This is a genomic window from Geobacillus sp. C56-T3 (genome assembly GCF_000092445.1).
In the GTDB taxonomy this organism is placed as follows: Bacteria; Bacillota; Bacilli; order Bacillales; family Anoxybacillaceae; genus Geobacillus; species Geobacillus thermoleovorans.
Genome location: NC_014206.1, coordinates 819,558 through 842,448, shown reverse-complemented (window position 1 = coordinate 842,448; position 22,891 = coordinate 819,558). Strand labels below are relative to the sequence as shown.

Annotated in this window: 25 protein-coding genes and 2 other annotated features; of the genes, 3 read left to right on the top strand and 22 right to left on the bottom strand. The window is 53.8% G+C overall.

Translation table 11 applies throughout. The features are described 5' to 3' along the window. Positions 1–120: 120 nt before the first annotated feature. On the top strand, positions 121–1,044 hold the full coding sequence (locus GC56T3_RS04315) for a helix-turn-helix transcriptional regulator (RefSeq protein WP_013144538.1): 924 nt from the start codon (positions 121–123) through the stop codon (positions 1,042–1,044). Positions 1,045–1,156: 112 nt separating this feature from the next. Here the strand turns inward: GC56T3_RS04315 and pheT are convergent, their stop codons facing one another. The 6 genes from pheT to GC56T3_RS04285 all read right to left on the bottom strand — a co-directional run bounded on the left by pheT (position 1,157) and on the right by GC56T3_RS04285 (position 7,537). Next, positions 1,157–3,571, bottom strand: coding sequence for a phenylalanine--tRNA ligase subunit beta (gene pheT, locus GC56T3_RS04310; RefSeq protein ID WP_013144537.1), 2,415 nt, complete (start codon positions 3,569–3,571; stop codon positions 1,157–1,159). A gap of 21 nt (positions 3,572–3,592) precedes the next feature. Beyond that, the gene (gene pheS / locus GC56T3_RS04305) at positions 3,593–4,627 is read right to left on the bottom strand and encodes a phenylalanine--tRNA ligase subunit alpha (RefSeq protein ID WP_013144536.1); all 1,035 of its coding nucleotides are present in this window, start codon (positions 4,625–4,627) and stop codon (positions 3,593–3,595) included. Between the two features lie 99 nt (positions 4,628–4,726). Then, positions 4,727–4,962 (bottom strand) — a binding site (T-box leader). Between the two features lie 55 nt (positions 4,963–5,017). After that, a complete protein-coding gene (locus GC56T3_RS04300; protein WP_013144535.1) occupies positions 5,018–5,347 on the bottom strand; it encodes a hypothetical protein in 330 nt (109 codons plus the stop codon). Positions 5,348–5,388: 41 nt separating this feature from the next. Then, a complete protein-coding gene (locus tag GC56T3_RS04295) occupies positions 5,389–6,144 on the bottom strand; it encodes an RNA methyltransferase (protein ID WP_013144534.1) in 756 nt (251 codons plus the stop codon). After that, positions 6,141–6,665 carry a peptide-methionine (S)-S-oxide reductase MsrA gene (gene msrA / locus GC56T3_RS04290; protein ID WP_013144533.1) on the bottom strand — a complete coding sequence of 175 codons (525 nt, stop codon included), beginning with the start codon at positions 6,663–6,665 and terminating at the stop codon, positions 6,141–6,143. Before msrA ends, GC56T3_RS04295 begins: the two co-directional genes overlap by 4 nt. Before the next feature lie 128 nt (positions 6,666–6,793). Continuing rightward, entirely contained in the window at positions 6,794–7,537 is a 744-nt protein-coding gene (locus GC56T3_RS04285; protein ID WP_013144532.1) for an HI0074 family nucleotidyltransferase substrate-binding subunit, read from the bottom strand. Between the two features lie 127 nt (positions 7,538–7,664). On the opposite strand from GC56T3_RS04285, the gene sspI reads away from it, so the two are divergent. Continuing rightward, positions 7,665–7,874, top strand: a complete 210-nt coding sequence (gene sspI / locus GC56T3_RS04280) for a small acid-soluble spore protein SspI (RefSeq protein WP_013144531.1) — start codon at positions 7,665–7,667, stop codon at positions 7,872–7,874. A 347-nt stretch (positions 7,875–8,221) separates the two neighbouring features. Further along, positions 8,222–8,758 (top strand): hypothetical protein, encoded by a 537-nt coding sequence (locus tag GC56T3_RS04275; RefSeq protein WP_013144530.1) that lies wholly within the window; start codon positions 8,222–8,224, stop codon positions 8,756–8,758. 197 nt (positions 8,759–8,955) lie between these two features. Here GC56T3_RS04275 and GC56T3_RS04270 read toward each other — a convergent pair whose 3' ends face one another. The 16 genes from GC56T3_RS04270 to mutM form a co-directional block, all read right to left on the bottom strand. Next, positions 8,956–10,044 carry a M42 family metallopeptidase gene (locus GC56T3_RS04270; protein WP_013144529.1) on the bottom strand — a complete coding sequence of 363 codons (1,089 nt, stop codon included), beginning with the start codon at positions 10,042–10,044 and terminating at the stop codon, positions 8,956–8,958. Between the two features lie 93 nt (positions 10,045–10,137). Next, positions 10,138–10,623, bottom strand: a complete 486-nt coding sequence (locus GC56T3_RS04265; RefSeq protein ID WP_013144528.1) for a dUTP diphosphatase — start codon at positions 10,621–10,623, stop codon at positions 10,138–10,140. Between the two features lie 15 nt (positions 10,624–10,638). Then, entirely contained in the window at positions 10,639–10,890 is a 252-nt protein-coding gene (locus GC56T3_RS04260; RefSeq protein WP_013144527.1) for a DUF1294 domain-containing protein, read from the bottom strand. Between the two features lie 57 nt (positions 10,891–10,947). Continuing rightward, on the bottom strand, positions 10,948–11,307 hold the full coding sequence (gene rplT, locus GC56T3_RS04255) for a 50S ribosomal protein L20 (protein WP_011232190.1): 360 nt from the start codon (positions 11,305–11,307) through the stop codon (positions 10,948–10,950). 25 nt (positions 11,308–11,332) lie between these two features. After that, entirely contained in the window at positions 11,333–11,533 is a 201-nt protein-coding gene (gene rpmI, locus GC56T3_RS04250; protein WP_011232191.1) for a 50S ribosomal protein L35, read from the bottom strand. 13 nt (positions 11,534–11,546) lie between these two features. Beyond that, positions 11,547–12,068, bottom strand: a complete 522-nt coding sequence (gene infC / locus GC56T3_RS04245) for a translation initiation factor IF-3 (protein WP_074044349.1) — start codon at positions 12,066–12,068, stop codon at positions 11,547–11,549. 56 nt (positions 12,069–12,124) lie between these two features. Next, positions 12,125–12,258, bottom strand: a sequence feature (ribosomal protein L20 leader region). A gap of 226 nt (positions 12,259–12,484) precedes the next feature. After that, complete coding sequence (gene thrS, locus GC56T3_RS04240) at positions 12,485–14,443, bottom strand: threonine--tRNA ligase (protein WP_011232193.1); 1,959 nt, start codon at positions 14,441–14,443, stop codon at positions 12,485–12,487. Between the two features lie 335 nt (positions 14,444–14,778). Further along, positions 14,779–15,654, bottom strand: a complete 876-nt coding sequence (gene ytxC, locus GC56T3_RS04230; RefSeq protein ID WP_013144525.1) for a putative sporulation protein YtxC — start codon at positions 15,652–15,654, stop codon at positions 14,779–14,781. A gap of 348 nt (positions 15,655–16,002) precedes the next feature. After that, on the bottom strand, positions 16,003–16,944 hold the full coding sequence (gene dnaI, locus GC56T3_RS04225; protein WP_013144524.1) for a primosomal protein DnaI: 942 nt from the start codon (positions 16,942–16,944) through the stop codon (positions 16,003–16,005). Between the two features lie 11 nt (positions 16,945–16,955). Next, positions 16,956–18,338 (bottom strand): replication initiation and membrane attachment family protein, encoded by a 1,383-nt coding sequence (locus GC56T3_RS04220; protein ID WP_013144523.1) that lies wholly within the window; start codon positions 18,336–18,338, stop codon positions 16,956–16,958. Positions 18,339–18,442: 104 nt separating this feature from the next. Then, a complete protein-coding gene (gene nrdR / locus GC56T3_RS04215) occupies positions 18,443–18,904 on the bottom strand; it encodes a transcriptional regulator NrdR (RefSeq protein WP_013144522.1) in 462 nt (153 codons plus the stop codon). A gap of 67 nt (positions 18,905–18,971) precedes the next feature. Beyond that, positions 18,972–19,370: a hypothetical protein gene (locus GC56T3_RS04210; RefSeq protein ID WP_013144521.1), complete on the bottom strand. Its 399-nt coding sequence runs from the start codon at positions 19,368–19,370 to the stop codon at positions 18,972–18,974. 123 nt (positions 19,371–19,493) lie between these two features. Next, positions 19,494–19,868: an adenosylmethionine decarboxylase gene (gene speD, locus GC56T3_RS04205; protein ID WP_011232199.1), complete on the bottom strand. Its 375-nt coding sequence runs from the start codon at positions 19,866–19,868 to the stop codon at positions 19,494–19,496. A gap of 313 nt (positions 19,869–20,181) precedes the next feature. Beyond that, the gene (locus GC56T3_RS04200) at positions 20,182–21,210 is read right to left on the bottom strand and encodes a glyceraldehyde-3-phosphate dehydrogenase (RefSeq protein WP_011232200.1); all 1,029 of its coding nucleotides are present in this window, start codon (positions 21,208–21,210) and stop codon (positions 20,182–20,184) included. 116 nt (positions 21,211–21,326) lie between these two features. Next, on the bottom strand, positions 21,327–21,932 hold the full coding sequence (gene coaE, locus GC56T3_RS04195; protein WP_013144520.1) for a dephospho-CoA kinase: 606 nt from the start codon (positions 21,930–21,932) through the stop codon (positions 21,327–21,329). 27 nt (positions 21,933–21,959) lie between these two features. Then, positions 21,960–22,784 carry a DNA-formamidopyrimidine glycosylase gene (mutM, locus tag GC56T3_RS04190; protein ID WP_013144519.1) on the bottom strand — a complete coding sequence of 275 codons (825 nt, stop codon included), beginning with the start codon at positions 22,782–22,784 and terminating at the stop codon, positions 21,960–21,962. Positions 22,785–22,891: the final 107 nt, after the last annotated feature.

The following is a 22,891-nucleotide window of genomic DNA, read 5'->3' as shown; positions in this document are numbered from 1 at the left end:
CTCCATTCAGATTTTTATATGTAATGATATCTAATTATAAATAATGATAACTAGTTAGAAAAGAAAAATTTTTTCACATCGCTCTCTTTGCGCTACAATGAAAGAAAGGAGGATGGCATGATGATGGAGCCGCGGTCATACACGATTGAAGAAATCGCTTCCTTATTAAAGGTGTCAAAACTAACGGTGTATGATTTAGTGAAAAAAGGGAAGCTGCCCGCCTTTCGCGTTGGGCGGCAAATGCGGATCACCGCGGATGATCTCAAGCGGTACATCGACTGGCAAAAAGGGGAGGCAAGCACCGTTTTTTCCGCCGTTTCACGGCCGACCGAAACCGCCTTTCGCCCCATCATCATCAGCGGTCAAGATATGGCGCTCGATTTGCTTGGCGTCCATCTCGAGAAAGGCGGCTCTTATCAATCGCTTCGCACCTATACGAGCAGCCTCAACGGGTTGATTGCGCTGTACAAAGGGCAATGTGACATCGTCAGCGTGCATTTGTTTGACGGGCAAACGGGTGAGTACAACCGCCCCTACGTTGAAAAGCTGTTGACAGGCCATGCGTACATCATGGTGAACTTGATGCGCAGGCCAATCGGGTTTTACGTGCCAAAAGGCAATCCGCGCGGCATTCAAACGTTTAGCGACTTAGGAAGGAGCGACGTCGTGATCGTCAACCGGGAAAAAGGAGCGGGGGCGCGTGTGCTCTTGGATGAACAGCTGCGCCTGCATGGACTGTCACCGTCCGCTATTCGCGGCTATGAGCGCGAGGAGACAAGCCATTTGAGCGTCGCCTCCGCGGTGGCGGCGGGTCTCGCTGATGTCGGCATCGGCACGGAAAAAGTGGCGCGAATGGCCGGCGTCGAGTTCATTCCGCTGATGAACGAACAGTATGATGTCGTCATGTTGCGGACGCCGGAGAATGAATCGCTCATCGCTTCCGTGCTGGACGTGCTCCGCTCCGATTCGTTCCGCGCCGAACTCGAAGCGCTCGGCGGGTACGATGTGTCACAAACCGGGCGCATCATGGCCGAGTACGGCTGACAGGGCATCCGCCTTTGTTGGCATCCTTCGTTTTCTGAATCCGTTTGGAAACGAGCTCTCATCAAAAAAAGCTGTTCCAAAAGCGAGTCGCTTTTTGGAACAGCTTTTCGTTTTACCCGCGCAGCACCGCGCCAAATTGTTTCTCGACTGCGGCGAGCACCCGCTCGTGGACGGCGGCGACTTCTTCATCCGTGAGCGTCCGCTCCGGATCGTAGTAGCGGAGCGAGAAGGCGAGCGATTTTTTCCCGTCCGGCAGGCGGTCGCCTTTGTAGACGTCAAAGAGGGAGACGTCTTTGACAAGCGGCTTCCCGGCTTCTTCGATCGCTTGCTTGAGGGCGCCGGCTTCGACGTTTTCATCGACGACCAAGGCAATGTCGCGCACGACGGACGGGAAGCGCGGAATCGGCTCATAGCGGATCGCTTCGCTTTCGGCGTTCAACAGCTCGGCCAAGGCGAGCTCGAACACGTACGTTTCTTTTAAATCGTACTCTTTTTGCACGGCCGGATGGAGCTGGCCGACAAAGCCGATGACCCGGCCGTCAAGCACAATGTCCGCCGTCCGTCCCGGATGCAAATCGGCGCGCTTCGCCGGGCGGTACGCGATGCGCTTGGACAGCCCGAGCAAGTCGAACAACCCGTCAAGAACGCCTTTGGCGACGTAAAAATCGGCCGCTTTTTTCTCGCCTTGCCACAAATGGGCGTGCCATAAGCCGGTGAGAACGCCGGCAAGCCGCTCTTTTTCCGCTGGTTGGACGTGTTCTCCTTTGGACAAGTAGACAGAGCCGATTTCGTACAAGGCGACGTTCTCGACTTGGCGGGCGCGGTTGTAGCTCGCCGCTTCGAGCAGATGCGGAATCAAACTTTGCCGAAGAACGCTCCGCTCCTCGCTCATCGGCAGCGCCAAGCGGATCGGTTCGGCCGTCTCGAGCGCGAAGCGCGTCGCTTTGTCCGGGCTCGTCAACGAATACGTGATGGCTTGGAACAAGCCGGCTCCTTCCAAATAGCGGCGGACGCGGCGGCGCTTCGCTTGATGCGGCGTGAGCCCGCCCGGTTTCGCCTCAGCCACCGGCAGCGTCGCCGGCAGGCGGTCGTAGCCGTACAAACGGGCGGCTTCTTCAATGATATCTTCTTCAATCGCAATGTCGCGCCGGCGCGACGGGACGTGGATCGTGAACGTTCCGTTGTCTTCCGTAAACGGAAATTGCAAGTTCGAAAGAATCGCGGCCACTTCCTCTTTCGTCATCGCCGTGCCGAGGACGCCGTTGATGCGTTCGAGCGTGACCGTCACCACCACTGGGTCTTGGCGCCACACGCTCGCTTCGACGATGCCGCCGACAACCTCGCCGCCGGCGTATTCCGACATCAACGCCGCGGCCCGATCGAGCGCTTCTTTCGTCCGCGCTGGATCGATCCCTTTTTCAAATCGAGTGCTCGCCTCGCTGCGCAGCCCGTGGTCTTTCACAGCTTGGCGGATGACCGGGCTTGTAAAGTACGCCGCTTCAATGAACACGGTCGTCGTGTCGTCGCGCACTTCCGAATTCGCCCCGCCCATCACGCCGGCTAAGGCGACCGGCTCGCAGCCGTTGGTGATGACCAGGTGGTTCTCGGTCAGCTTCCGCTCGACATCATCAAGGGTGATGATCGTTTCGCCCGCTTTTGCACGGCGGACGACAATCTCCTTCGAACCGAGGCGGTCGTAGTCAAACGCATGAAGCGGCTGGCCGTACTCAAGCAAAATGTAGTTCGTAATGTCGACGACGTTGTTGTGCGGGCGAATACCAGCCGCCATCAAACGCGCTTGCATCCAAAGAGGCGACGGGCCGATCCGGACGTTTTTCACAATCCGTCCAGCGTACAGCGGATTGTCTTCCGGCGCCTCAACGCGCACCGAAATATAGTCGTGAACGTTTTCGTTCGTTTCTTTGACCGCCGCTTTCGGCGGCTTTACTTCACGGCCGAGAATGGCGGCGACTTCATAGGCGATGCCGATCATGCTTAAACAGTCGGCGCGGTTTGGTGTCAAGGCGAGCTCTAACACTTCGTCATGCAAGCCGAGCCACTCGATGGCATCGGCGCCGACCGGCGCGTCGCTTGGAAAGACGAAAATGCCGTCCGCGTAGTCTTTCGGCACGACTTTCGTTTCGACGCCAAGCTCTTGGAGCGAACAAATCATGCCGTTCGATTCTTCGCCGCGCAACTTCGCCCGTTTGATTTTAAAGTTGCCCGGCAGCACCGCCCCGACTTTGGCGACGGCGACTTTTTGCCCTTTGGCGACGTTCGGGGCGCCGCAAATGATTTGCACCGGCTCGCCTTCGCCGAGATCGACGAGGCATTTCCGCAGTTTATCCGCGTTCGGGTGCGGCTCACACTCAAGCACATGACCGATGACAACGCCGTTCATCCCGCGGTCAAGCGCCTCGACCCGCTCGACTTCAATGCCGCTTTTCGTAATCCGCTCCGCGAGCTCTTTGGCGGTGATACCCGTCAAATCGACGTATTCCCCTAGCCAACGGTAAGAAACGAGCATTCCCAACTCCTCCTTTTTCTGTTACACACGCAAAAATTGCCGCAAGAAACGTAGATCGTTTTGATAGAAATGGCGGATGTCATCAATGCCGTATTTCAGCATCGCGATCCGCTCCGGCCCCATGCCGAACGCGAAGCCGGTGTACGTTTTCGAATCAAAACCGGCCATCTCAAGCACGTTCGGATGAACCATGCCGGCTCCTAAAATTTCGATCCAACCGGTGCCTTTGCAGACGCCACAGCCCCGCCCTTCGCAGCGGAAGCAGGACACATCGACTTCGACCGATGGTTCCGTGAACGGGAAAAAGCTCGGCCGGAAGCGGATGTCGCGCCCTTCCCCGAACAGCTTGCGGGCAAATTCGCGCAGCGTCCCTTTCAAATCGCTCATCCGGATGTTCCGGTCAACAACCAATCCTTCAATTTGCGTAAACTGGTGCGAATGCGTCGCATCATCGGTGTCGCGGCGATACACTTTGCCCGGGCAAATGATTTTCACTGGACCGCGCCCGCGGTGCTTTTCCATCGTCCGCGCCTGCATCGGCGACGTATGGGTGCGAAGCAAAATCTCTTCCGTGATGTAAAACGAATCTTGCATATCGCGGGCCGGATGGCCTTTCGGCAAATTGAGCGCCTCAAAGTTGTAATAGTCGGTCTCCACTTCCGGCCCTTCGGCGACCGTATAGCCCATGCCGATAAACAAGTCTTCAATTTCTTCAATGACACGCGTCAGCGGATGCGGGTTGCCAAGACTCACGGGACGGCCCGGCAGCGTCACATCAATCGCCTCGGCAGCCAGCTTCCGCTCCACTTCCTCCTGTTCCAGTTTCGCTTGTTTCGCTTCCAGCGCCTGTTGGATGGCCTCTCTTACTTCATTGGCAAGTGCGCCGATTTTCGGGCGCTCTTCCGGCGGCAATGCCCCCATGCCGCGCAGCACTTCGGTGATCGGCCCTTTTTTGCCTAAATAGGCGACGCGCACGTCGTTTAGCATTCTTAAGTCGCGGGCTTGGCCGATTTGTTCGAGCGCCTGGCGTTTCAGCTCGTACAGCCGTTCTTTCACATCAATCCCTCCTCATTTCAGTTGAACGCTCTCCCACTTACGCTCACGCGTAGAAGCGGGGGGCTTCTCGGTTTAAGATGATAAAAAAAACCCGCCCCGGTAAGGGACGAGTTGTTGCTCGCGGTACCACCCTTGTTAACAGCCGAAATGCGCTGTTCACTTCATTGCGATAACGGCCGAAAGCCGGAACACCTTTACATCCCTCGTCGGGATGGTCCCGGTGTCAACTCAGGAGGTGAACTTCACTTGCGTCGGCCATAAAAACGCTCCCAGTCTATGGCGTTTTCTCCCTGGATGGCGAGCAGCAAGCTACTTTTCTCCGTCATCGTTGTTGTCCGTATGGGAAATTGTCGCTATTCATTATACGCAAATGAGTGGGCAAAGGCAAGGTCAGGCCGAAATTTCTTTGCGCAGCTCATCGATTTCCGCTTCCTGTTCAATCGAGCGGATGGCAAGGCGCTCCATAATTTTTTCCTGCCGCACTTGCCCTCCCTTGAGCGCGGCGACATCTTTTTTGACCCCCAACATGTCCTTTTTCATAGCGTCCATGTCTTTTTTCATCGCCTCAACATCACTTTGGATGCGATCGACTTTGTCTTCGAGTTGTTTCACGCTTCCTTGCAGCTTGACGATATCCATGCGCATTTGTTCGATGTAGACCCCTTGAACATCAAGACGCTCAAGCACAGCGTTCAATAACGCCCGCAGTTCGCCATCCATCCGTCTCCGCCCCCCTTGTCCTATTGATTTTCCATTCTATTTTACCGCACCGCCTGCAAGGAATAAAGCAAAATTCCGGCCGCAACGGCGACGTTCAGCGACTCGGCGCGGCCGTAAATCGGGATGTACACGTTCTCTGTCGTTAGGCGCAGCAGGTCGGGTCGGACGCCGCTTCCTTCATTGCCGACGAGTATGGCGAACGAAGACGATTGTGGAACGGTGCGGTAATCGACGGCGTTCTCCAAGGCGGTGCCGTACACCGGAATGCCCTGCTCCTTGAAACGCGCGATCCATTGTGCCAGATCGCCTTTGACAACCGGAAGGTGAAACAGCGACCCTTGCGTCGCCCGCACCACTTTCGGATTGTACAAGTCGGCGCATCCCTCACCGAGGATGACGGCATCGATCCCAGCGGCATCGGCGGTGCGGATCATCGTCCCAAGATTGCCCGGATCTTGCACGGCGTCAATAAGCAAGGCGGTCTTCACGCCTTCAAGCTCGGCTGGCAACTTTCGGCACACCGCGGCGATGCCTTGCGGCGTCTCCGTGCTGCTGATCGCCCTCATCACCGCTTCGGTCACGATCGTAACCGGGACACCTGTGACGTTCCAGCCGGGCGGGACAGCCGTCCGCTCATCAACGATCAGCTCGACAAGGGGCGCGTTGCTTTTTATGGCCTCTTCGACAAGATGAAACCCTTCAAGCAAAAACAATCCGGTCTCATCGCGCCCTTTTTTTGTCAGCAGCTTTTTCCATTGTTTGACGCGCGCATTTTTCGGCGATTCGATCCGCTTCACCGTTTCGTCCCCCAATGTTTGGCGATAAACTCATCGCGCCCGGACGCGGCGCGGTCTTGTTTGTAATGCTCCGGATTTTTCTTATGGTAGTTTTGATGATACTCTTCCGCCGGGTAAAACGTCGTCGCCGGCAAAATTTTCGTCACAATCGGCTTCGAGAAGCGCCCGCTTTCCTCGAGCGCCCGCTTTGACTGCTCGGCGAGCTGGCGCTGTTTTTCGTTATGGTAAAAAATCGCCGTCCGGTATTGCGGCCCGCGGTCGTGAAACTGGCCGCCGTCATCGGTCGGGTCGATTTGACACCAATACAGCTCCAAGAGCCGCTCATACGGAAAGACGTCCGGGTCGAAGGTGATTTGCACCGCTTCGTAGTGGCCGGTCGTGCCGGTTTTCACTTGCTCGTATGTCGGATTTTCCACATGTCCCCCTGTATAGCCGGAGACGATGCCGTAAATGCCATCGAGCTCCTCAAACGGCGTCACCATGCACCAAAAGCAGCCGCCGGCGAATGTCGCTTTTTCCATTGTGTCGTCACCTCATGCGTCAAGTTTCTTCCTTTGATTATAGCAAAATGTGTGCCGTTGTCATCTTTCACGACCAAAGCCAAGTTCCTTCACAAAGCCAGGCTCGTTCCGTTCCGCACGCCGGCCGCTCATGTCGCTGAGTCAAGCCGTTGTTTCATTTCGTCAAGCAAGCGGTCAAACAGCGGGATATAGTGGATGCGAATGCGTTCGTAAATGTCCATTGCGGTTTCTTCGTCATACGTATGGGACGTCCGGTTGCGGTCTTCCAGCATGCGAAGCCATGTCTCTCCGTCTTGAATCAACCCTTCCCGAAACGCCTCGCGAATCGTTTTCCTCGGACTCGTCACTTCAGCGTATCCCTGATGCTCCAAATAAAGTTTCATCCATTTCCATGCTAGTTCGTACGTGAATTCAAAGCGTTGAATGGTCGCATCAACAACAAGGTCATCCGTTTGGGCGTCTCTTGCGGCACTTTGCCGGAGTTTGGAGAGCGCCCGTTCGAAATCGTAAAATCGATCCATCAGCCGGCTCATTGTGACCATCACCTTCCCGTGCTCGTTCGTTTGAAAAATCGTCTTTCCTTCTTGGTCAATATTCATTTTTAGCTGTTCGTTGTGAATTTGATTGTAATCAACAACATCGATCGGATAAATGATCGGAAGTTCATCCAAGTCCGATTGCAGGAGGTACAGCGGGCCTCCCGGTTTTCGAAATTTGATCGCCAAATCGATATCCGATCCTTCCTTGTAATCGCCTCGTGCTCTTGATCCGAACAAAATGACTTTTTCAATGACATCAGCATAACGGGAAAATAGATGGAGCAGTTGGCGAAATACCGTTCGTTCCAATCCATAGAGCGGTTTCGCGTCCATCGTCGCCATCACTCATTTCGGTCTAGTTTTTCCTCTATTATACCATATACGAGAGCCGCTCCATGTATAAATCCGCCGCCATTGGCAAACGATAACGGTGTACAATACGGCCAACGAGGTGAGACAAATGGATTTGAACTTGCGGAAAGCCATTATGCACAACGTAGCCAACAACTCGAAAGAGCAGCTGGAACATACGATCGAAGATGCGATCCAACGAGGCGAGGAAAAATATTTGCCCGGCCTCGGTGTCCTCTTTGAAGCCATTTGGACGCATGCCAATGAGCAGCAAAAAGACATGATGCTCACAACACTCGAGCAGGCGGTTAAACAGTAACCGCCTGCTTTTTCTTGCTCTTTCGCCCAACGCTTCTCTGTTCAAAAAGATCGAATCTCCAGCCGTTTGAGGAAGATGCCACGAAATCATTTCTGTCGGGAACAACCTACCGCCTATGTGGTTTTTTAATTTTATGCTACAAATAACTAGAATCATAGGAATCAATATGATAAAATTTACAAAAAAGAGGCTCTTCACCGCAACATGTACTTGACAAGCAATGCGGTTTCCTGCACAAGGATATGCAAAAATCACTGATTTGCTGGTTTTCCCTCACAAGCGTAAATAGGGTGTGTTCAGAAAAAATCAAGTACAACTTTTGGTGAAGAGCCAAAAAAGAGAAAGGAATGATAATTTTGAAAAAATGGGCGTCTCTCATTCTCTTCCTGTTCCTGTTTACCATCCCTTTCAGCGTGTCGGGCGCCAGTTCATCCGCTCTTACAGATGCTGTAAACAAGCAGTTTAAAGACACTTTGACTTACTACAAAAACGGCTCTGTCCAAATTCTAGACAGCATCACCACATCAGCTGAAGTAGCCGAAAACAACACGACCGAAGCGAAAACGGTGAAAGTCGTGTTGGCCCAAGGGAGCGAAATTCGGGACAGCATTTTCATTTTTCACACCAAACAAATTTTTTATTACGATGTTGATGGCCAAACCCTTCTAGACTCGGCTTCCCTCACCAAAAATGACGCCATCAAACAATTTGAGAAAAAGCATAAAAATGAACTAGGCAAAAAGCTGAGCCCGTTCTCCTTTACCATTCTGCTCGTTGCTTTGCTGCTGACCATCACGTTTCCGCCGCTTGCGGCCGTTCTGTTCTACGGCGATGCTTCCACATCGCATCGACATGCATCCAAAGCCGTAGGCCTAAAAGCTTGACTTTCCCTCCCACGTCCTTGCAGGGGAAAGCAGGGGAGAATCCATCTTTCGTGAAGCAGGTGCGGTTACGGGCACACTTGCCTCATCCACCTGAACCTCTCCACACGGCAACGCCCACAACCGCCCCGTCTGCCAAACAGGACCAGCTGGCTTCATGGGCATACTGCCAAAAACACCGGCCGAATCGGCCGGTGTTTTTATTCGTCAAACGTCAGTTGTTTCACTTTGTCGGCGTCAAGCCGTTTGATCACCTCAACAAGCAGCTTGACCGTGTTTTCGTAGTCGTCGCGGTGCAAAATGGCGGCGTGCGAGTGGATGTAGCGCGTCGGGATGGCAATCGTGAGCGACGGAACGCCGATGCCGGTTAAGTGAATCGCTCCCGCGTCCGTACCGCCGCCTGGCATGGCGTCAAAATGGTGCGGAATGTTCAGCTCTTCCGCCACTTCGATGACAAATTCGCGCAAGCCGCGGTGCGACACCATCGTTGCGTCGTACAAGACGATGTGCGGGCCGGCGCCGAGTTTGCCCATCGCTTCTTTTTCCGACACGCCCGGCGTATCGCCGGCAATGCCGACATCAACAGCAAACGCGATATCTGGCTGAATGAATTGGGCGGCCGTGCGCGCGCCGCGCAAGCCGACTTCTTCCTGCACCGTGCCGACGCCGTATACCGTGTTTGGATGGTCGACGCCTTTCAGCTGCTTGAGCACATCGATGGCGACCGCACAGCCGATCCGGTTGTCCCATGCTTTCGCGAGCAGCATTTTTTCATTGTTCAATACCGTAAATTCAAAATACGGCACGATCATATCGCCCGGGCGGACGCCCCACTCCATCGCTTCCTCGCGGCTTGTCGCGCCGATGTCGATGAACATATCTTTGATTTCCACCGGTTTTTTGCGCGCCTCCGGCGGCAGAATGTGCGGCGGCTTCGAACCGATGACGCCGGTGATGTCGCCTTTTTTCGTCACGATCGTCACGCGCTGGGCGAGCATTACTTGGCTCCACCATCCGCCAAGCGTTTGGAAGCGGATGAATCCTTTGTCGTCGATTTGCGTCACCATAAAGCCGACTTCATCCAAATGGCCGGCGATCATCACTTTCGGCCCGCCCGATTTCCCTTCTTTTTTGGCGATCAAGCTGCCGAGGCCATCCGTTGTCACTTCATCCGCATACGGAGCTATGTATGTCTTCATCACGTCGCGCGCTTCCCGCTCATTGCCCGGGACGCCTTTCGCATCGGTCAGCGCTTTCAGCATCGTCAACGTTTCGTCCAACTTCGCCATCTTGGCACCCCTTTCCGGTTTTGTCCACTTTTTTATTATACTTGAAAAGGCTGACGATTGGCAAAATGAATCATTCGCCACCCGAAAAAAAGATCAGTAGCGCTCGTTTTGCCGCTTGTGGTTCACTTCATTTTTCCGCCGATACGCCGCCTCGATGTCGTCGGAAGAAAAACCGAGCGCCACGCCAAGCCGCCAATACTCCGCAAACAGCGCATCATATTCCCCTCGCGCTCTCGTCTCCCCGAACCGCTCGGCGGCGCGAAACACGGCAAGAAACTGCTCGACAAGCGGCCGTCCCACCGACGGAGCTTCGTTTTCTTCATAAAACAAGCCGCACTCCAGCCCGAGCGACAATAAAAAATGCAAGCCGTCAACATATTCCTCAAGCACTCGCTCGGCTGGCGCGGGCGGTTTGATGCTCCAAAATTTAAAGCAACGCGTCTCATTCGCGAGTTCACCCAGCTCCACAAGAAAGGCGAGCTGCTTGCGGGCAAACAAATCTTCCTCCATCAAGCCATGCTCCGTTTCAATGCGCCGATCCAACATGCGCTGCATATCGTAAAGCAAAGGCCAATTCATTCTCTCCTCCCCTTTCTACCTCATCCATCGCCAATAGAGAAACAGCTCCACCGCTGTCAACAGCGGCAAGCCATAGCCAAAAGCCCGATGGCGCGTTTTATGGCGAAACGTGTACATGCCCGCCATTGCCCCCAGAGCTCCGCCCAACCACGCCAGCAGCCAAAGCGTCCGCTCGGCGGTGCGAAAGCGGCGGCGCTTCGCCTTGTATTTGTCGACCCCCATCACGAAAAAAGCGAGAAGATTGATCGCTATCCCGTATTGTACCATATCGATCCCTTTCCTTGATAAGAAAATGGCCACCCTGATCAAGGATGGCCATCGTTGTTATTTATTCAAATTCGCTTTCGCCAAGTCGGCGAGTTGGGCGAACGCGGCTTGGTCGTTCACCGCCAAGTCGGCGAGCATTTTCCGGTTCACTTCCACGCCGGCCAGCTTCAAGCCGTGCATCAAACGGCTGTAGGACAAGCCATTTTGGCGAGCCGCTGCGTTGATGCGGACAATCCACAGTTTGCGGAAGTCGCGCTTCCGTTGACGGCGGTCGCGATACGCATACATGAGCGATTTCATCACTTGTTGGTTCGCGACTCTATATAATGCGTGTTTCGCGCCGAAATAGCCTTTTGCGAGTTTTAACACTTTTTTGCGACGTCTGCGCGTCACTGGTCCACCTTTTACGCGTGGCATAATCGTTCCCTCCTATAGTCGGTCGTTATTTCAAGTTGTCAAGCATTTGGCGGATGCGTTTGAAATCGCCAGGCGAGACAAGCGTCGCTTTGCGGAGATGACGCTTTTGTTTTTTCGTTTTATTGGCAAACAAGTGGCTCGTATAGGCATGACCGCGTTTTAATTTGCCGCTGGCCGTTTTTTTGAACCGTTTCGCCGAGCCGCGGTGAGTTTTCATTTTTGGCATCGCAGGTTCCTCCTTACTTGTTGTCGTTTTTCGGTGCGAGCACTAAAAACATGTTGCGCCCGTCCATTTTCGGCGCCGTTTCGACAACGGCAATGTCGGCGCACGCTTCCGAGAAGCGGTCAAGGACGCGCTGCCCAATTTCTTTATGGGTGATCGCCCGACCTTTAAAGCGGATCGTCGCCTTCACTTTATCGCCTTTTTCCAAAAACTTGCGCGCATTGCGCAGCTTCGTGTTGAAGTCATGCTCCTCGATCGTCGGGCTGAGGCGCACCTCTTTGACGTTGATCACTTTTTGTTTTTTGCGCGCTTCTTTCTCTTTCTTCTGCTGCTCGAAGCGGAATTTGCCGTAGTCCATGATGCGGCAAACGGGCGGTTTGGCGTTCGGCGCGACAAGCACAAGATCCAAGTTGCGTCTTGCCGCAATCTCAAGCGCCTCCTGCTTCGACTTGATGCCAAGCTGTTCGCCGTTTTGGTCGATCAAGCGCACTTCACGGGCACGAATTTGTTCGTTGATAATAAAATCTTTGCTAATAATGAGCCACCTCCAAGGTTTTTTCCGACTGGCTTGTTTGCCAGCAGAGCCCCACTTCCAGCCAAAAAAAAGCGCAGATGCACAAAGCACCCGCGCAGTACGTCCTTACACTCGCATTGACGAACCGTAACAACCTGCCAACAGCCGTCTTGGCGTCGGTCAGGTGAGAAGCGGGGTGCTTCTGCTTTTGTTACAAACAAGCAATCATTCCACTTTATACACTATACCACCTTGGCGATGGCATGTCAAGGAGCGGATCTTGATAAACACAACGCCCTTTATTATAGCGGATCAACATTCAATTGGCAAGAGAAAATCTTGTTCACGCCGCCATTTCTTTGAAAAACCGCCCATGACATGGGCCATCGCCACCGTTGCTTCCTTGTGGCGCTTGAACGTTTATGTCGCCTGTCAACGGTTTATTGCGCTTTCCCTAATCTTGTCCGTTTTTCCCGCACATCGTCAGCGAGCAAGGCCATAAACTCGTCAAGCCCCATCGTCCGGCTTTCTTTTTCTCCATAGCGGCGGACGTTGACCGCTCGCTCAGACACTTCTTTATCGCCGACAACGAGCATGTACGGGATTTTTTGCATTTGCGCTTCGCGGATTTTATAGCCGATTTTTTCGTCGCGCTCGTCGACTTCGACGCGGAAGCCGCGTTCTTTCAGCGTCCGCTGCACGTCATACGCGTAATCGAGGTGCGCCTCCGGCGACACGGGGATCACTTTGACTTGAACCGGGGCGAGCCATGTCGGAAACGCGCCTTTATACTCCTCGATGAGGAACGCGACAAACCGCTCCATCGTCGAGACGACGCCGCGATGGATGACGACCGGACGATGCGGCTTCCCATCCTCGCCAATGTACGTCAAATCAAAGCGCTCGGGCAACAGGAAGTCAAGCTGCACCGTCGAGAGCGTCTCGTCTTTGCCAAGCGCCGTGCGCACTTGCACATCGAGCTTCGGCCCGTAAAACGCCGCTTCCCCTTCCGCTTCGTAGTAGTCGAGGCCGAGCTCGTCCATGGCTTCCCGCAGCATGCGTTGGGCTTTTTCCCACATTTCATCGTCATCGTAATATTTTTCTTTGTCATGCGGATCGCGGTAAGACAAGCGGAACGAGTATTCCTCAATGCCGAAATCCTTATAGACTTCCAAAATCAAGTTGACGACGCGCTTGAACTCGTCTTTGATTTGGTCCGGGCGCACGAAAATGTGGGCGTCGTTGAGCGTCATGCCGCGGACGCGCTGCAGGCCGGTAAGCGCTCCAGACATTTCATAGCGGTGCATCGTGCCGAGCTCGGCGATGCGGATCGGCAGCTCGCGGTAGCTGTGCAGCTTGCTTTTGTAAATCATCATATGGTGCGGGCAGTTCATCGGACGAAGCACAAGTTCTTCGTTGTCCATCTCCATCGGCGGGAACATGTTTTCTTTGTAATGGTCCCAATGGCCCGATGTCTTGTACAGCTCGACGCTGCCGAGCACCGGTGTGTAGACATGATCGTATCCGAGCGCCACTTCTTTGTCGACGATGTACCGTTCGATAATGCGGCGGATCGTCGCTCCTTTCGGCAGCCATAGCGGCAAGCCTTGTCCGACTTGTTGCGATGTCGTAAACAGCTCAAGCTCTTTGCCGAGCTTCCGGTGATCGCGCTCTTTCGCTTCTTCAAGCAGGCGCAAATAACGATCCAAGTCTTCCTTTTTGAAAAAGGCCGTGCCGTAGATGCGCTGCAGCATTTTGTTGTTGCTGTCGCCGCGCCAGTAGGCCCCCGAGATGCTGAGCAGCTTGAACTCTTTGATTTTTCCAGTCGACGGCACGTGCACGCCGCGGCAAAGGTCGAAAAACTCGCCTTGCTCATAAATCGAAATCGGCTCGCCTTCCGGAATATCGGCGATCAACTCGAGCTTCAACTCATCGCCGATTTCTTCATACAGCCGGATGGCTTCTTCGCGGCTCACTTCTTTGCGGACGATGTCCAAATTTTCTTTGACAATCTTGCGCATTTCCGCTTCGATTTTCGGGAGGTCGTCTGGCGTCAGCTTATGCTCCATGTCGATATCATAGTAAAAGCCGTTTTCAATGACCGGACCGACGCCGAGCTTGACGTTGCCATACAGCCGCTTGATCGCCTGCGCCATTAAGTGGGCGGTGCTATGGCGCAAAATGTCAAGCGCCTCCGGCATGTCTTGGGTAATGATGACAAGCTCGCCATCTTCGTGAAGCGGCGTGCGCAAATCAACGAACCGGCCGTTCAGTTTGCCGGCGATCGCTTTTTTCTTCAGCCCCGGGCTGATCGAGGCAGCGATGTCTTCCGTCGTCGTCCCCTTCGGAAACTCCTTTTCCGCCCCATCTGGGAACGTGATGCGAATGACGTCTGGCATCGGCAATCACTCCTTTGTCATGATGATGAAAATGGAAAAATAAAAAAACTCCTCCCTCCTAAAGGGACGAGTTTTCATCGTGGTTCCACCCTTCTTCCCATGGCAGCGCCTCGCCATGCCATGGCTCAACAAGAATAACGGTCGTCCACCGGCGGCAACTACTGGGCGTTGCGTTCGCTGCCGCAGCTCTGAGGGGGTAAGCGCATTTTTCGTGTTAGGAAGGTTCCAGCCGCTGCCTTCCCTCTCTGGAAACCGTAAAAATGCACCCATGTCCTCGTCATCGCTTGTATTCATCCATATTCATGACGACATTATAGCGAAAACAGCAGGAAAAATCAAGCTTCTCCCCCATTTCCAGCGTTGGCGGCAAACAAGCGGGAAAAATCGGCGCGGCGGCAGACGATCAGCCGTTCTTGAAACACGTTTTGCAGTGTCTGCACCATGCCGTCATCCGGATGATCGGTGTACAGCTCAATTTCCGCCGGAGCGAGCGAGACAAGCGGAGCGAGCACCGATGCATCAATATACATCGGCTGGCTGAAGACGAGATGGCGGTCGATCAACTGTCTCACTTCCGCCGCCGACAGCTCCCGCCGCTCGCTGTCGTAAAATACGAAGTGCGGCGGATCGTGCACCAAATACAGGCGCGGCCATTGCGGCGTCCGACCAGCCAGGCAGTCGCGCAACATTTGCACAAAATTTTGATACTCCTGCTCCAGCTTGTATTCATCAATCGCCAGCTCGACATAATGTTGGAGGCGCTCCATATACGGCTTTAACCGGAACGTAACGAACGAAGAAAACGAAAATGACAAGCCGTCGCGCAAAAAGGAGGCAAAAGCGTCGCGCAACATCACGGTGCGCGAGGCGGCAAACGCCGCGCTTTTCCGGTAATCGCGCCGCTCGCCGTCCAAAAACGAATGAGCGAGGGCCAAAATTTGCTGCTGTTCTTCGACGTCGCGGAAATAAAAAACATTGGCAATGATGGATAGCAGCAGCCGGTCTTCCATCACCTCCTGCATAAACGCCGTCATCGCTGGGATGATATGCTCCTCAAGCACACGCTTCTCCTCGCCCTGTATGTAAACCGCCACGGTTTTGTTCCCGTCATAAGCGGCATGAAACAGCGGACCGTCATCCGGTTGCCGGTGATATAGCAGCCCAACCAATTTTTCCGCCTCGCTTGCCTCGTCAAAATGGATTTCGATCACCCGCTGTCCCCCCTTTAGCCCGAAAGGAATGCTTGGTTTATATATATGGGGACAACGGGCTGTTTAGACTAAAAAACCACAAAGCTTAGCGGCGTTCATTGTTCGAGGAGAGGGTGCCCCAAAAGGATCGGGACACCCTTTCTTATTACCGTATACAGGCATAAAACAATTAAATTAAGAAACAATATGTTGTGTTTTGTTTAAGGGAAATTACCCTTTTGGGTCAGCCCCAGTCGGCAAACGAACCGCTTGCCGACTACGGCAGAAAAGCTAGAAACAGAACCTGCTCAACTAGTTTTTATGGGTTAATCAACATGCCTGTGCAAACGGCAACGTTTCAAATCGCCTTTATATATTTTGCTCGCGGCGGTTCGGTCCAGTGATTTCAATCGGATAGGCCAAATAGCGGATTCGCTCCATAATGCGCGCCGCCTTCACCTTCTCTTCTTCGCCGCGCTGCGAATACGTCAAATGATGGGCGAGCTGCTGCATATCAAAGTTCGACGTGAAAAACGTCGGCAAGTTTTCAAACATCCGGTATTGCAAGATCGGGCCAAACACATCATCGCGCACCCAGCTTGACATCGCCTCCGCCCCAAGGTCATCGAGCATCAGCACCGGCACTTTTTTGATATAATCAAGCTTTTCGTTCATCGTCTGGTCTTGAAGCGAATGTTTCATCTCACGAAACAGCTCGGGCACGTAGACGATCAGCGACGAAACGTTTCGCTTCGCCAGCTCGTTGGCGATCGCGGCGAGCAAATACGTTTTGCCCACCCCAAACGATCCGTGCAAATACAAGCCTTTCATTTTTTTCCCTGGCTCGTATTCCGCCACAAACCGCTCGGCAAATCGGATCGCTTTGATCCGCCCATCGTCATTGAGATCGACGTCAGAGAGCGAAGCACGCAAGATTTCGCGCGGCATGAACATGCTTTGAATGAGCGACTCTTGCCGTTTTCGCTCGTCATGCTGCACTTTTTTTGGGCAGCGGTCGTACTCAACGTCGATCCTTCCACCGTTGACCACCAAATTTGGATGGTACCCCGGCAGCATGTTGTTGCATCGCTCAAGGCCCGGACATTGGCGGCAATTCCCGTGCTGCTCGATGAACTCATACAGCTTCATCAAGCTGCGGTCAACCGCATCGGCCGACAATTGCCGTTCGTGCGCCCGCAAAAACGGCTGCACGTCCGGATGCTCCAAAATGTAGCGTTTCATTTGTTCGTAGCGTTGTTTAAACCGTTGATTGCCAAGCAACCGCTGCAACAGGTGGTTTACTCGTTCCATGGCTTTTCCCTCTATGATTCATCACGGTATTTTTTCAGCCGTTCCTCAAGCTCTTTGCGCGCCTGTTCGACGTCAAAATCATCATCCGGCTGGCTGTAATCCATGTTCAGCCAGTCCGGGACGATTTCCGTGCGCACGACTTTGCGCACCGTCCGCGTCCCTTTTTCCTTTTCGTTCGCCCAGTTTTGGTATGTTTTCGCCTCTTCTTTCGCCAGTTCCATTGCTTCCTTCACGGTTTTCACCTTTTTGCGCGCCCAATGGCTGGCGATTTTTTCTACGTATTTTTTCGACAGCTTCATATTCGTCCGGAGCATGACATAATAAATGAGCACGTTGACAACTCCGGGGAGCAGCTGCTGCTGGAACATAATGTCTTCGATCAACTGCAAATCAGCAAGCGACGGCTCAGCGCCGCCTGAAATCTCTTTCAGCAGCTGGCGCGGGGAAATTGTTTCCAGCTGTTTCATTAGTTGCTCCTCTTTTGTGCGCGGTTCGATGTTTTCCATCGTCCGGTAGGCGAGCGGCTGCACTCGTTCGACGAGGCGCGGCTCGACACCGCCATGTTCGAGCTCATACCATTCGCGCGCCGCCCGGCGCAACGCGTCAATATCGATATGATAGGCCGGATCGATGACGCCAAGGACCAGTTTTTGCATCTCAAGCGGCGGAATGCCGTATAAAAACGCCAGCTTTTTAATCGCTTCCTTCACTTTCGCTGTCACAGCCCGGCGCGGCACAAGCTGCTTGGACAGGCCGGCAAAAAACAGCTCAAAGTCGAATACATCATCATCGAGCACATACGACGCCTCATCCCGCCTGATGTGATCCTTCCCTTCAAGCAGCTCGGGCCCGGCTTCTTCGCTGAGGCCGGCGACGATTTGTTCAGCGGGCACGGCCGAAAACACGTCGGAAAACGACCGCGTCACCTGGGTGAATTTCGTTTCATCAATGGACGGACGGGCAAAAAAGTTGCTCAGCTGGATAAACAAGTGGCGGCCGACTTGCCGGTGCAAAAAAACGCTCAACATCTCGTCGCGGAAAAACTGGTCTGGCGCCAGCGGCGGACGCAGCTCATAAAGAAACAGCTTCGGTTCATCCGCCTCTTTAGCGTGGACGTATGTGTTGAGCAGCCCGATTCCTTCGAGTTTCAACCGTTCGCTGTAAATGTCCGGCAGTCCGCACTGCATGAGCGCCATAAGCCGATGATGGGTCGCTTCCTGGCCGTCAAGCAGCTCAAGCTCCCCCCAAAGCGTCATATAAAGCGCCAACGCCCGGCAGCCGATGAGCGGCTGGTAAAGCAGCGTCAGCACTTTACGGTCCACCTCTTGCAACACCCCACGGCTTTGCACGGTATAACGGTCGACAGCAATCAGCTCTTTCCAATGGTGTTGCATCGCTCCGACCTTCCATTCCGCCGTATTCGTTTCAAACCGGCTCTCCCCTTTCCTGCCGAAAAGACGTTGAAAAAAGGGCTTGCCGCCTAACGCCAAAGCCCTTTTTACCGTTGCCCTTTTTTGATCAGCTCTTTCAGTTCTTCAATGAACACATTAATATCTTTAAACTGCCGATAGACGGAAGCGAAGCGGACATAGGCGACCTCATCGATGTGTGACAGGCGCTCCATCACCATTTCGCCGATCGTTTCGCTTTTCACTTCCGAGACGCCTTGATTGCGCAGTTCGCGCTCAATTTCCTGCGTCACTTTTTCAAGCTCCTCGAGCGCCACCGGCCGCTTCTCGCACGCTTTGATCAAGCCGCGCAAAATTTTCTCCCGGCTGAATTCTTCGCGCGTTCCCTCTTTTTTCACAACAATCAGCGGCGGCTCCTCGATCCGCTCAAACGTCGTAAACCGATAATGGCACTGTTCGCACTCCCGCCGACGGCGGATCGAACGACCCTCTTCAACCGGGCGCGAGTCAAGCACGCGCGTGCCTTGATGATGGCATGAAGGACATCGCATAACATCCACTCCGTTGATCTTCTTATTTTCTATCATACCGGAATGGACGAAAGCAGACAAGATATAGTTAGCTGTTCAGTCCGGAACCGATATAGGGAAGGCGGGCGTCGAGCTTCCGATACAAATCGAGAATGACCGCCCGGCTATGCCCAAAATCAAACGGCAATAGCTTCGTCTCCGTCGTCGCGGAAAAGTCGACCGCCGTTTCAAACGGCCGCACGGAAATGACGGTAGCGACGATGAACAACTTTTTGCCGCGCCTTGTTTGCGCACAAATTTCGCCGCGCTCTTCGGAAACAGAAACGAGCTCGGCGTCGGGCAGCGACGAGAGCAGCTCCTTGACCGCATCGATGACGGCGCGGTTCGTCGCTTTGTAATAATGGCTTCTTAGCTCTTCATCTTCATGATTTTCCCGCGTTTCACAATGGTTTGTGAAGGCGTATTTGAGTGTTTTCCACATGCTCATTGCCACGTCTCCCTAGTCATTCTTTTTCTTCCATCATACCATGATTTTCGCCGCTGTTGTACCGCCGAGGGCGCAAAAAAAGGAGCGTTTCGCTTACGCTCCTTTCGGTTTATCATGATCCAATTACAGCGCCTGCGCCTTTTTCACTTCGATTGGGCGCATGCCGCGCGGAAGTTCAATCGTTTCCCGCGTTTGCGCGCCCAGCATTTCGGCAATGTAATCGGCGGCAATCGTCGGGTCTAAATGGCCGCATGTATACACATCAATGCTCGCATAGCCGTGTTCGGGAAACGTGTGAATCGTCAAATGCGATTCCGAAATAATGACGACCCCGCTTACGCCTTGCGGAGCGAATTTATGGAACGCCACTTCGCGAATCTCCGCTCCCGACTTTAACGCGGCGTCAACGAACGTTTTTTCAATAAAATCAATATCATTCAGTTTGTCAAAGTCGCATCCCCAAAGTTCCGAGATAACGTGACGACCCATCGTGTCCATGAAAAGAATCCCCCTTTAACCAATTTTCTCAAACAAATAAAAAAACAGAAGGTGAGTTGCAAAATGGCATGTATAACTACCACGGGGGAAAGTTAGTCCTAAGAGGTCCTAACCCTTTAAGTAGTCACATTACCCTTGCCGTTAAGAAGTTCACGAGACATAGTATACTTTGTTTAGGGGGTTTTTGCAACAGGCTTTTTTAATTTTTTGCATAAAAAAGAGAAAAAGCGCCCACGCCCGCACCGTGGCCCGATCCGTTTGTGCGGATCGCAAAAGCCATAGCGCAGGCGGCGCGCTTCACATCGAACCGCTGTTACGCATTGACGCTGAGACGCTCATTCATTTTGGCCGCGACAAGATGGGCTAAATCAACGACGCGGCACGAATAGCCCCATTCATTGTCATACCAAGCGAGCACTTTCACTTTTCGCCCTTCCATCACCATCGTCGACAGGCCGTCGATAATCGCAGAATGCGGATTCGTATTGAAATCGATCGAGACAAGCGGCTCCATCGTGAAATCCAAGATGCCTTTCAATGGGCCGTTGGCAGCGCGGATAAGCGCCTCGTTCACCTCATCAACCGTCACATCGCGCTTCAAGTCGACGACCAAGTCGACGAGCGAGACGTTCGGCGTCGGGACGCGGAGCGCCATGCCATGAAGCTTCCCTTTTAAATGCGGCAGCACTAGGCCAAGCGCTTTCGCCGCTCCCGTTGTCGTCGGGATGATCGACTGCGCGCATGAGCGGGCGCGGCGCAAATCTTTATGCGGGTTGTCGATGTTTTTTTGGTCGTTCGTATACGCGTGAACCGTCGTCATCAGGCCGTTTTCAATCCCAAACGCTTCATCGAGCACTTTGACGACCGGAGCCAAACAGTTTGTCGTACACGAGGCGTTCGAAATGATGAAATGGCGGTCGATGTCAAGCATATGCTCGTTGACGCCAACAACGATCGTCACATCTTCATTTTTGCCCGGGGCGGTTAAAATGACGCGCTTCGCCCCTGCCTCAAGGTGAAGGCTCGCCTTTTCACGATCGTTGAATTTTCCGGTCGCTTCAATCACAATATCGATATCAAGCTCTTTCCACGGCAGCTGTTTCGGGTCGCGCGAGTTTAACAGCCTCACTTTTTTGCCGTTGACGAGCAGGCCGTCTTCCAAGGCGATGACCTCACCGTCAAATTTGCCGTGGTTTGAGTCATATTTCACTAAATGGGCTAACGTTTCCGGCGGATAGCTGGCGTTCACCGCCACAATGTCGAGATCAGGGGAATTGATGGCGCGCCGGAACACCATCCGTCCGATTCGTCCGAAACCGTTAATCGCCACTTTCGCCTTCATTCACTTTGTTCTCCTCTCATATATGTTATACTATTTTCTTATATTTGTATAAATAGTATATCATATTTTTAGGAAATGTGGAGAACAAAATGACCGAAAGCGAACAAAAAAGACGCCTATTTTTCCAAGGCGTCCCATTGTTTCAAAATAGCCAACAGCTGACGGCGTGTCTCTTCCCTCGTTCCGTTATTGTTGATGACCGCGTCGGCCCGCTTCATTTTTTCCGCCAGCGGCCATTGAGCGCGAATGCGGGCGCGCGCTTCTTCCTCAGTGAACCCGTTCCGCTCCATCAGCCGGCGAAGCTGGATGTCATCGTCAACATACACGACAAGTACTTTATCGACCCAGGATGTCAATCCACTTTCAAATAAAAGCGGAATGTCCAATACGACCGTTTTCGCCCCGGAACGGACGAGCGCTTCTTTCTCCGCGAGCATTTTCTGACGCACCGCCGGGTGAACGATGGCGTTTAGCTTTTTCCGTTCTTCTTCGTTGTTGAACACGATCGCCCCGAGTTTCGCCCGATCGATCTCTCCATTTGTCTGCAAAATGCCCGGACCGAAGGCGGCGACAATCTGACGGTAGGCGTCTTCCCCCGGTCGGACGACGGCGCGCGCCGCTTCGTCAGCATCAATGACCGGAAGGCCGAGCTCGCGCATCATCGCGCTCACCGTGCTTTTGCCGCTGGCGATCCCGCCGGTCAATCCGATCGTCAACGTCATGGAACCCCTCTCCTTTTTACGCGCCGCCTAGCGCTGGCAGCGCGGGCAATAATGCGTGCCGCGGCCGGCGACGACCGTTTTTTCAATCGGCGTGCCGCATCGTTTGCACGGATTGCCTTGGCGGCCATACACGTACAAATGATGTTGAAACGTACCGGCCTCGCCTTGCGTGTTCACGTACGTGCGCACCGTGCTTCCCCCTTTCATGACCGCCTCGCCGATCGTCGCCACCATTTCCTCATGCAGGCGCTCGATCTCTTTGCTGGAGAGCGAGGCAGCCTGCCGGCCGGGAAGAATGCCGGCGCGAAACAGCGATTCGTCGACATAAATATTGCCAAACCCAGCCACGACCGTCTGATCAAGGAGCAACGCTTTGACCGACCGTTTCGTTTTCACCGCCCGCTCCGCCAATACAGCTGGGGAAAACGCCGGGGAAAGCGGCTCCGGCCCAAGCTCAGCAAGCGGCGGCCGGCGGTCAGCTTCTTCTTTGGCATAAACGTGCATCGTTCCGAACTTGCGCACGTCGCGGTAACGGAGTTCGCTGCCGTCCGTGAAGCAAAACACGACGTGCGTATGCGGTTCGAGCGGCTCGAGGGCAGAAGCAACGGCGTAGCGCCCTTCCATGCGCAAATGGGAAATGAGCGCATCGCGGTCGAGCAGGAATTTCAAAAATTTCCCTCTCCGTTCCAAACCACGCACCGTCTGTCCGATCATTCTTGCCGCAAACGCCTCGGGGTCTCGCGGATGGCGGATGATGTTCGGCCAAAAGATGCGCACATCCTCAATCGTTTTTCCGACAATAAGCGGCAAAAGCGTACGACGGATCGTTTCCACCTCCGGCAATTCCGGCATGGCGATCCCCCCTTTCCTCCGTTTTCCTGCATCGTTCCTGCCGACGCTTTCACATTGACGCCGGTTCATCCGCCGAGAGAAAGATTCTCCATGGGGCGGCAGCTGTT